This is a genomic window from uncultured Fibrobacter sp. (genome assembly GCF_947166265.1).
Lineage (GTDB): Bacteria > Fibrobacterota > Fibrobacteria > Fibrobacterales > Fibrobacteraceae > Fibrobacter.
In genome coordinates this window covers 73,464-83,550 of the sequence record NZ_CAMVDO010000014.1, presented here as the reverse complement: position 1 = coordinate 83,550, position 10,087 = coordinate 73,464, and the positions used below count along the sequence as shown (strand labels likewise).

At 49.5% G+C, this 10,087-nt stretch carries 9 protein-coding genes; 5 read left to right on the top strand and 4 right to left on the bottom strand.

What is annotated here, in order from left to right; genetic code table 11:
* The first annotated feature begins 314 nt into the window (after positions 1 to 314).
* From Q0W37_RS08970 to Q0W37_RS08960, 3 genes are all read left to right on the top strand, one after another.
* Positions 315 to 1,214: a LysR family transcriptional regulator gene (locus tag Q0W37_RS08970; RefSeq protein ID WP_297700711.1), complete on the top strand. Its 900-nt coding sequence runs from the start codon at positions 315 to 317 to the stop codon at positions 1,212 to 1,214.
* Positions 1,215 to 1,278: 64 nt separating this feature from the next.
* A complete protein-coding gene (locus Q0W37_RS08965) occupies positions 1,279 to 2,256 on the top strand; it encodes a hypothetical protein (RefSeq protein WP_297700709.1) in 978 nt (325 codons plus the stop codon).
* 18 nt (positions 2,257 to 2,274) lie between these two features.
* Entirely contained in the window at positions 2,275 to 2,763 is a 489-nt protein-coding gene (locus Q0W37_RS08960) for a GNAT family N-acetyltransferase (protein WP_297700707.1), read from the top strand.
* On the opposite strand, the gene bioD is transcribed toward Q0W37_RS08960, so the two are convergent.
* The 3 genes from bioD to Q0W37_RS08945 all read right to left on the bottom strand — a co-directional run bounded on the left by bioD (position 2,760) and on the right by Q0W37_RS08945 (position 5,586).
* The gene (bioD, locus tag Q0W37_RS08955) at positions 2,760 to 3,470 is read right to left on the bottom strand and encodes a dethiobiotin synthase (protein WP_297700706.1); all 711 of its coding nucleotides are present in this window, start codon (positions 3,468 to 3,470) and stop codon (positions 2,760 to 2,762) included. The two genes, Q0W37_RS08960 and bioD, sit on opposite strands and share 4 nt — an antisense overlap.
* Positions 3,471 to 3,478: 8 nt before the next feature.
* Positions 3,479 to 4,693: an 8-amino-7-oxononanoate synthase gene (gene bioF / locus Q0W37_RS08950; protein ID WP_297700704.1), complete on the bottom strand. Its 1,215-nt coding sequence runs from the start codon at positions 4,691 to 4,693 to the stop codon at positions 3,479 to 3,481.
* Positions 4,694 to 4,770: 77 nt separating this feature from the next.
* Positions 4,771 to 5,586 (bottom strand): 6-carboxyhexanoate--CoA ligase, encoded by an 816-nt coding sequence (locus Q0W37_RS08945; protein WP_297700702.1) that lies wholly within the window; start codon positions 5,584 to 5,586, stop codon positions 4,771 to 4,773.
* 196 nt (positions 5,587 to 5,782) lie between these two features.
* On the opposite strand from Q0W37_RS08945, the gene Q0W37_RS08940 reads away from it, so the two are divergent.
* Positions 5,783 to 7,000 carry a GGDEF domain-containing protein gene (locus Q0W37_RS08940; RefSeq protein WP_297700700.1) on the top strand — a complete coding sequence of 406 codons (1,218 nt, stop codon included), beginning with the start codon at positions 5,783 to 5,785 and terminating at the stop codon, positions 6,998 to 7,000.
* Positions 7,001 to 7,007: 7 nt separating this feature from the next.
* Here Q0W37_RS08940 and bioA read toward each other — a convergent pair whose 3' ends face one another.
* Positions 7,008 to 8,363 (bottom strand): adenosylmethionine--8-amino-7-oxononanoate transaminase, encoded by a 1,356-nt coding sequence (gene bioA, locus Q0W37_RS08935; RefSeq protein WP_297700698.1) that lies wholly within the window; start codon positions 8,361 to 8,363, stop codon positions 7,008 to 7,010.
* Positions 8,364 to 8,495: 132 nt separating this feature from the next.
* Between bioA and Q0W37_RS08930 the strand changes: the two genes are divergently transcribed.
* Entirely contained in the window at positions 8,496 to 9,914 is a 1,419-nt protein-coding gene (locus Q0W37_RS08930; RefSeq protein ID WP_297700696.1) for a hypothetical protein, read from the top strand.
* The last annotated feature ends 173 nt before the right edge of the window (positions 9,915 to 10,087 follow it).

The window sequence follows — 10,087 nt, the reverse complement described above, 5'->3', positions numbered from 1 at the left end:
TTGAAAGCCATAAATTCCTCGAAAGCTGTGTCCAACTTTCGGGGTTCACTTCACAGAGGGGGTGCTGGAAACCTTGCCCTAGATCCTTCGACTACGCCCGAAGGGCTTCGCTCAGGATGACACAGGGCAAGGCTGCAAGCAGGGGGATGCTTCCCCCCACAAAAATTTCGCTATGCCCTCTAGGCATAATAATGTATATTGTATAAAAGAAACGCTAAATGGATTCTATCGGGGCATGGTTTACTTCGACAAGCTCAGCACAGGCTTAAGCTCACCAACCTTGCCCCTCCAAAATGACATTTTAGGAAATAAGCATGGAACTACGGACTCTTAAATACTTTTTGGCGGTGGCCGAGCAGGAAAGTTTTTCGCAGGCGGCGAACAACGTGCTTTTCGTGACGCAGCCGACGCTTTCGCGCCAGATGCAGGAACTGGAAGAAGAAATCGGAGCGCAACTCTTTGTGCGCAGCAACAAGAAGACAACGCTGACCGAAGAGGGCCTGCGTTTCAAGAAGCGTGCGCAAGAAATCATGGAGCTCGTGAAGCATACCCAAAAGGAATTTGCCGAATCGAGCAAGGAAGAAGTTGTCGGTGACGTGTATATCGGTGGCGGCGAGACAAAGGCATTCAGCATTATCGCGGCGGCGTGCAAGCGCATGCAAAAGGAACATCCGAAAATTTGTATGCACATCACCAGCGGCAATGCGCAGGACGTGACCGAAAAGCTGGACCAGGGGCTATTGAACTTCGGGCTTTTGGTGGAGCCTGTCGACAAGTCGAAATACGAGTTCGTGGAACTCCCCGCAAGGGACACATGGGGGCTGCTAGTGCGCAAGGATAGCCCGCTCGCGAAGAAGGGTTTTGTGACGGTCCGCGACCTGGAGCACATCCCGCTGCTCGCCTCCAGGCAAACAATGAAGATGCGGGAATTCTCGGGGCAGCTCGGGCGCGAGCTCAATTCGCTCAACATCATTGCGACCTACAACCTGATTTATAATGCGTCTGTGTTTGTGGAACAGGGACTCGGTGCGGCTTTCTCGCTGGAAGGCCTCGTAAACACGGGCGGCAAGAGCAAACTCGCTTTCGTGCCATTCACGCCATTGCGCACTAGTGGTCTCGTGGTCATATGGAAAAGGAATCCCGTGTTCAGCAAGCCCGCAGCGCAGTTCCTCAAGTCCTTGAAAGCGGAATTGGAGCGAGAAAGCAACAATTAAGCTTTACAAACTTTCGCCCGACTTGACACAACCATTGCAAATAATATATTCCCTCCTAAGTCTTATGAAAATCCGCCACAAAAAAATTTCCATTTTCATCCAAACGCTCGGTGCACTATTGTACGTTTTTTTGTGTAGTTGTTCTACTCCTACGATTTCCGCTGATAGTTCAGAAGACAAGTTAGACAACCATTTTGGGAAAAATGTAACAGCGCAAGAAAGCTCCTTGATTACGAAGGATGTATTGAAATACTATGTATTTGACACTCTTCATTCCGTCTTGAATTATCACTTTAACGGCATGTGCTATGCCCAAAACGGAGTGCTGGTCTGGGATCCCGAAATGGATCATTATCACGAATATTACAGTTATAGACTTTCGGGGGACACTCTGTTTTTCTCCAATTCATCTTACCTTGTGAAAACATATTTACGCGAAACAAATGATGGTAGTGCCTTGGGCGGCAGATGGATTCTACTAGAAGACGAAAGCGAAATTTTCACTCCGGAATACTTGATTGTTTCAGGCCTCACAGCGGTATGGGAGTATTCCATCAAAGAAGATGCTCCCGTCACAAGCACGGACGCCTTTGTTGTAATGATGCAGGATATTGTAGCTGAACAAGATGGAACCCAGCATCCCCATCAAGGGGATTATGATTGGGGTCCCGATTGGTATTTGATGTTCGGTAAGTACAACGAGAACCATTTGACGGATGATGAACTGTACGAGTATTGCGACCCCTGCGAAGATATTGTACGTACCAATACTGCTATCGAATTTAAAAGGAAAGGAAAACAATTCAAGCTTTCGATGGAAAACACCATACACAACGAGAAAAAGATGAGTTATTTCTTTAAAGTTGTCGCAGACGGAAAATCCTGCGTATTGCATATGGAGGCGATTGACGCAACCGAGGACGTGTGTCTGGTTAAGGAATATATACCAGACGATTTAATAGAAGGCCATACATATACGTCCCTTGGAGATAAAGTAGATTTCGATAAATTTGTAAAATGTTTCAAAGGTTTATTTGACTGACAAAGTAAGGATTATATCATGCTCAACATTGAACATTACAACGAAAAATACATCAACGAAGCCATTGCAATCTGGAACGACATTGTCGAAGACGGCATCGCGTTTCCGCAGAAGGAACCACTTGACGCACAAACGGGAGACGCCTTTTTCAAGTCGCAGTCATTCACGGGCATCGCTATCGATGCGGACTCCGGCGAAGTGGTCGGGCTGTACATTCTTCACCCGAATAATGTCGGGCGCTGCGGGCACATTTCAAACGCGAGCTACGCCGTCAAGAAGAACAAGCGCGGCCAGCACATCGGCGAATTTCTCGTGAAGGATTGCCTCGCGAAGGCAAAGGAAATCGGCTTCAGGATTTTGCAGTTCAACGCGGTCGTCGCGACGAATACCTCGGCCCTCAAGCTCTACAAGAAACTCGGCTTTACCCAGCTCGGCGTGATTCCCAAGGGCTTTTTGCTCAAGGACGGGAGCTACGAGGACATTATCCCGCATTATATCGAACTTTAAAACGGTTGAACGCCTAAATCGGTGTCGCCGTCTTTGACTTTCGCAAGGATTTCGAGGCCCGTTAGGTCTTGCATCATGCGGATATTGTCGTCTTCCATTTCCAAGTTGCCGCTGGAGCCGTAGCGATTCACGATGAGCCCGCGGACGTCTAGGCCGCGGCTACGAGCATATTCCACTGTGAGCACGCAGGCGTTAATGGAGCCGAGCGCCGCCGTCGTTACCACGAGAATCGGGAGGTTCACGGTCTTGATAATGTCCTCGAGGAAAACCTTCTGGTCATCATAGCGGATGGGACAAATGATCCCCCCGCTACCTTCGGCAAAAATGAATTCGTGGCTAGCGCAAGCCGCTTCAAAATCGGCTTTGACCTTCGTCAAGTCCACGGGATTCCCTTCTTTGCGAGCAGCAAGATGCGGAGAGACAGCCTCCTTATAGACATAGCTCACGAGCTGTTCTTGCGAATCAGGAAGATTTGCAATGCGTTTCACGTAGTCGGCGTCACCGGCGACCCATTTGCCGTCGCGGAATTCAGCGCCACTGAGGGCGGCCTTGTAGTAGCCCGCATCGATACCGGAATCGCGCCACTTTTTCACGAGCAGGGCGGTCACAAATGTTTTACCAACATCGGTTCCGGTGGCTGTAACGAAATATCCCTTGGATTTAGACGAAAGACGAGAGACAAGAGACGAGAGATTTTTGAGGGTCATATTTTTAATCAAAGCTTTTTTATGATTTGAGCGATGGTTGTTGCTGCGATCTGGAGTTGTTCTCGCGTATGTGTTGCCATCAGACTTGCACGCAGGCGGGCTTGCCCCTTGGCAACTGTCGGATAGCGAATCGCGGGAATCAAGATTCCCTGTTCCTGCAATTTTGCGGAAATCTGCATTGCCTTCGCTTCGTCGCCGATAACAATTGGAACAATCGCCGAAGGAGACTGTTCAACGTTCACGCCTTCGCGCTGCAGGGTTTCGCAGAAAAATTTCACGTTATCACGCAGATTTTGAACGCGTTCAGGATGCGCATCAATGTAGTGCAAGTTATTGCAGGCGGCAGCGGCAACGGCAGGAGCCATCGCCGTCGTAAAAATAAAGCTGCGAGATTTATTCTTTAAAAATTCAGTCAGCTGCTTCGGGCCCGCCACGAAACCGCCTTCGGCGGCGACGGCTTTGCTCAATGTCCCGACGGTTACATCGGCGTGAGCACAGCCGTAGTGTTCGGCAAGTCCGCGACCGGTCTTGCCGAGCACGCCCGTGGCGTGAGCTTCATCGATCATCAAGAGGCAATCATTTTCTTTCGCGATACGCAGAAGTTCCGGCAGATTCGCAAGGTCGCCATCCATGCTGAAAACAGCGTCCGTCACGATGAGCTTGCGAGGGGCCGACAATGCAGACTCGCCCGCACTCAATTTATCCGCTTCCTGAATCACCCGTTGCAAATCTGCCATATCGTTATGCTTATAGACAAAGCACTTGGCGCGGGAAAGTCGGATTCCATCAATAATGCTGGCGTGATTCAATTCGTCGCTAAAGATAAAGTCGTTCTTGCCGCACAAAGCCGAAATCGTGCCGACGTTCGCCATATAGCCCGTATTGAACGTAATGGCAGATTCTTCGCCCTTGAACTTGGCGATAAATTCTTCGAGTTCCCGATGCGGAGTCTTGTTGCCCGTCGTAAGCCGAGCGCCGCCGCTACCTGTTCCCCACTCCAAAACCGCCTGGGCCATCGTTTGCTTGAGTTCGGGAATGTTAGCCAAATCCAGGTAAGAATTGGACGCCAGCAGAATCTGTTTCTGCGATGCGCCATCGGGCATACGAATTTTCACGTGCGACGATTCCGGCGATTCCATCAAGCGCATCGAGCGGTAAGTATTATTCGCCCGCGCCGTCTCTAAAGCGTCTTTTGTAAATAAGTCTAAAATACGTTCGTTCATACTTTTACGACCTGGATCCTTCGACTTCGCGCCTTACAGCGCTCCGCTCAGGATGACATTTCACTCCATCATTAACATCACTGCTTTTGGCACGTAGCAACATCCACAAGCACTTTTTTCTTCTGCAGATACTCGATACATTCTTCGGCAGAGGCCTTGCGCGAATCAAACAGGAAAATGCGGCCTCCGTTTTCGTCGCCCATTTCCTTCATCTTCATGATTCGTACATAGCCGAGTTCCTTGCTCGCGACATAGCCCGTCACGTAATTCGGGTCATCGCTCACGCAGAATTCCGCCACCATTCCGGGAGCATTCGCCACCTTGGTCGCAAGCACAATCGCTTCGTTAAAGTGATTCTTGCAGCCATCGACTTCGCTCGAATGTAATGCATCCATGTAAGTTGCTCGCACACCGCGTTCGTGATCAGGTTCCAGGCGTTCGCCCGTCGCAATGTCGTAAAGCATCGCCCCGCGCATCGGGAAAGTCGCCCGCAAAAGCTCAGGCAAATTCTCGGCAAAGTTATGAAGTCCCGCTTTTTCACACGTTCCCTTCGGCAAGCTCAGGGAACCTTCTTTATGAACATCCATCACAGCTTTACTAACCAATCCAAAGGCCTTCTCCAGCCCTTCCTGCCACGAATCCACATCAATCCGCGTCACAGACAAAGCCTTCAAAACCTGGATATCATTTTCGTGAACCTTTTCGATTTTCACGTTGATAAAGTCCGGATCGCCCTTGGAATGGTTCATAGCGCGGCGCACCATCGCCGTACACACCGCCTCTACGGAGTCCCGGCCCACAATACGTTCTGCACCAGAAATATGCTGTTCGTGTTTCTGTTCGCCTTCGCCCACTTGTTGCGACGCACGCATTTTTAAGCTATAGTATTCCATAAATGCCTGCTTTTTTGTGCCCAAATTTAGAAAAAAGGCTTCATCTTTTTCATTGAAATGAATATATTTTTGTATCGGGAGAATTTTTTTGGTAACTGTTATGGACAATAGCAAAAAATTAATAGCAGACTTTCCTGTGAACGCTGCGGAATTTTTCACAGCTATAACTCATGCCACAACTGAACTGTATATTTCGATGCACGTTCTTGATCTTGAAGATAAAACCGTGTTCCCTATCAAGAGCAACGAATTCATCGACAAGTTCATGAAATGCGACATTCCTCTACAAGAAAGCCTCACCAATATCATGGTGAACCTTGCATGTCCAGAAAGTATTGCCACTATCAAGAATTTCACGACCCTTTCAACGTTGCCGGAACGCATGAAGAATACGAATGTCATTTCAGAAATTTTTCATGGAAAGATTCACGGTTGGAGCAAGGCGATATTTGTTCGCATCGGCGAAGAAAAACCCCTACGCCGAGTCCTGTACCTTGTCGAAAACGTGAATGCGCAAATGACAAAGCTGGAACAAGAGAAAGAGCTCTTGGAACAGAACCGCAAGCAACAAAATATGATCAACGCACTCATGAACGGATTCGCCTCTGTTGTCGGGGTCGATTTTGTAACTGAAAAAGTGGAATTTTTCCGCGTTTACGACCGAATCAAGAATGCTCTTGGCCTGATGAAAGAACCGCCTTCGCTCAAGGTTCTTATTGAAAAATTTGTCAGCACGGCTGTACTCGAGGAGGATCGGGACAATCTTCGGAAAGTGATTGACGAGTCCTATATTAAAGAATACGTGCCCGTTGGACATAGTTTGTCCAAAATATTCCATAATGAACTCGGTCAGTATGTCGAAATGAAGATTGTACGAACCGGCGAAGAAACTGCGGTATTTGGCTTTACCGATAAAACTAACGAAATCACGGAAATTAACGATAAAATCTACAGGGATTCGTTGACTCAAGTGATGAACCGTAAGTATTTTGATGACAAACTAGCATCGCAAAATTGTCAAGCCGTCGTAATGGCCGACATCGACTTTTTCAAAGAGATCAATGACAATCACGGTCACCAATGTGGCGATGCCGCCCTTGCAGCTGTGGCATCGATACTGAGTTCATCGGTTCGTGATTTGGACCACGTCGTACGCTATGGAGGCGACGAATTCTTAATCGCGTTCAAGGGAATCACTCATGAAGTGCTGAAAATCAGACTTGAACAGATGCGCGCCAAGGCCGAAAAAACAAAACTGCAAGATTACCCGAATGTAAAGCTAACAATGAGCTTTGGCGGAACATTCGGAGATGGAATCGTTACAGACATGCTCTCTTTTGCCGACAAGGCGCTTTACGTATCCAAGAAAAAACGGAACTGCGTTACCATAGTTCCGTTTGAAGAAAAAATTTAAGCTGTATTTATTCGTGGAATTCGTCTTCGCCTTCTACGACAGGCGCGGGTTCGCATTCACCAATCATCTTGATAGCTTCGCAGATACGGTCGATTTCGGAATCGGTCGTAATGAGCGGAGGCATCGTGTAGACGTAATTACAGAAAGGCCTGAGCCACACGCCGGTTTCGCGAATCACGCGCAGAATATCGTCCGCAGAAGGTTTCGCTTTCAGTTCCAAGACGCCAATCGCACCGAGGACACGAACATCGGCCGCATTTTCAAGCGAACGCAGCGGTTCCAGATTCTGCTTCAGGCGTTTTTCAATCCGAGCAACGCTCGACGCATAATCGCGACTTTCGAATAGCGAAAGCGAAGCGATTCCTGCGGCACACGCCAAAGGGTTCGCCATGTAAGTGGGGCCGTGCATAAATGCCGGAATCTTGCTGTTCGTAATCGTTTCGGCAACCTTCTCGGACGCAACGCAAGCCGCCATCGTAATGCTTCCGCCCGTAAGCGCCTTGCCAATGCACATAATGTCCGGCTTTACGAAGTCGGCGCATTTACATTCGCGGCTATTACCAGCACCGTTTTCGGCGGTATGCATCATCGCAAAGCGCGGTCCCGTGCGGTAAAAGCCCGAAGCGATTTCGTCCAGAATCAACAGGATGCCGTAACGGTCGCAAAGTTCGCGAAGCGCCTTCAGGTAATTCGCATTATAAAGCCACATGCCGTTTCCACCCTGAAACACGGGTTCGCAAATCACGGCAGCGATTTCATCCTTATGTTCCTCGACAACGTGCTCCATCGATGCGAAATCCGCCGGATTCCAGGCCTCGTCAAAGCGGCAGTTCGGACGTTCCGCGAAATAATGATGTGGCATGATTCCGCGGAATAGCGTATGCATTCCGTCGGGGTCAGAAAGCGCCATTGCACCAGCGGTATCGCCGTGGTAGCCGCCCTTCAAGGCAACCAACTTGCAACGCTCCGGGCGACCCAGCGAATGCTGGTACTGCACCGCCATCTTGGCGCTGCATTCCACGGCGATGCTTCCCGAGTCCGCAAAGAAAATCTTGTTGAGACCTTCCGGCAAAAAATTCACCAGCTTTTCGCCAAGTTCAATCGCAGGTTCGTGCGTAAAGCCGCCGAACATCACATGGCACATTTTTTCGCTCTGTTTCTGAATCGCTTCGACGATTTCAGGGGCGTTATGCCCATGCGCCATGCACCACCAACTCGATACCGCGTCAATCAGTTTTAAGCCGTCGGCCGTTTCAATAGTCGTTCCATGAGCGGATTTTGCAAGGAACCTGGCCGGAGTATTTTTCAGCGCCGCATACGGGTGCCACAAATGCTCGCTATCAAAATCAAGTAGATTTTTCATTTGCGGTCAAATATAGCAAACCGTTTCGAGCGCATTTCAGTGTCCAAAGTCACGGCATTTTGCATAATACAGCAAGCCTCTTGATGCTTGCCGCATTTTTATTTAATTTAAGGGAAAAAACGGAGGGAGACTATGCTTATCCGCAAATCCAAATTCTTTTTAATGGCAGGAATTGCCGCACTGTGCATATCCTGCAGCGACGACAGCGCAAGCATTAACGCTAGCGATTCCACAGGCAACGACAACGGCCCAGTCGCAGACTTGGACTCGATCGACACCCCAAAAATAGATGTCAATAACGCAAACGGCGCCACCTTCGAAACCAAGGGAAAAAATCACCGTGAAAACCGAGACGAAATCGATGAATCGATGCCCATGTACGATTCATACAAAGGCGGCGTCCCCATGGAAACTTCCGACGCCGACTTTAGCGACGCCAAGACACCCAGCGTCACAGACGAATACATTCCTATAGACGGAGAACCCGACGTAGACTACGGCGACGACTTTAACGGCAGAACCTACGGCCTGCTCACGGCCTCCGAATGGAACGATCTGGACAATTGGAGTTCCTGGACAGACATCCTGAAAGGCGAATTTTCCTCCAAGACCGGCTACTGGAAATTTTACCCGCACACCCTTGTGGCCGTGCAAGTGGTAGACGAGAACGGCACCGGTCTCGCCAACGTTCCGGTAGAACTTCTTAATAAAGACAAGGTGGAATTTGCCACCAAGACCGACAACGCGGGCTATGCCTACTGCTGGGTAGGATTGTTCGCCGGCGCAAACGATAAGGCTGCAAACGCCAAGGACTTTTCGCTGAAAGTCAACGGCAAGGCCTCCAAGGACCCCGTCAAGCTCACCTCCAAAAAAGAGGATTCGCTCCAGGTTAACGTCATTACAAGCGACGCCGAGCAGGCCGACGCCAAGGCAGACGTAGCCTTTATCGTAGACGCTACGGGCTCCATGGGCGACGAAATCCGTTTCCTGCAATCGGACCTCAGCTATATTATTGACCACGCCGCCTCGGATACCAAGGTGGCATTACGCACGGCTGTCGTATTCTACCGCGACGAAAGCGATGAATACCTCACCCGCGGCAAGGACTTCTCTACCGACATTGCCAACACCCAGGCATTCATCGCCGAACAGGAAGCCTACGGCGGCGACGACTTCCCCGAAGCCGTACACTCCGCACTCGAAGCCACTTTACAGAATTTCTCCTGGAACGAAGCGGCCCGTTCGCGAATCGCCTTCTTGATTCTGGACGCCCCTCCACACCACCAGGATAGCATCATCGAAAGCCTTCAGAAATCCATCACCTTCTACGCCAAGAACGGCATCAAGCTTATTCCCGTAGCTGCAAGCGGCGTCGACAAGGACACGGAATCCTTGTTGCGGTTCTTCGAACTTGCCACGGGCGGTACCTACGTATTCCTCACCGACGACAGCGGCATCGGTTACTCCCATATCGAAGCCTCTGTGGGCGATTCCGACGTAGAAAAGCTCGCCGACCTGATGCTACGGCTAATCAAGAAATATGTAGAATAAGCCCTCGCCAGGTTTTACATTTTCTGATTTCTCTTCCAAATTTGTAAAAGCAAAATTTGTAATCGCAGCTGAACAAGCTGCGATTTTTATTACCAGTTTACCATTTTCTTGTTCCGATTTGTTGATTTCGCCCCATTTTCACGAAAATGGGGGTTTTGCGCCATTTTGGCACG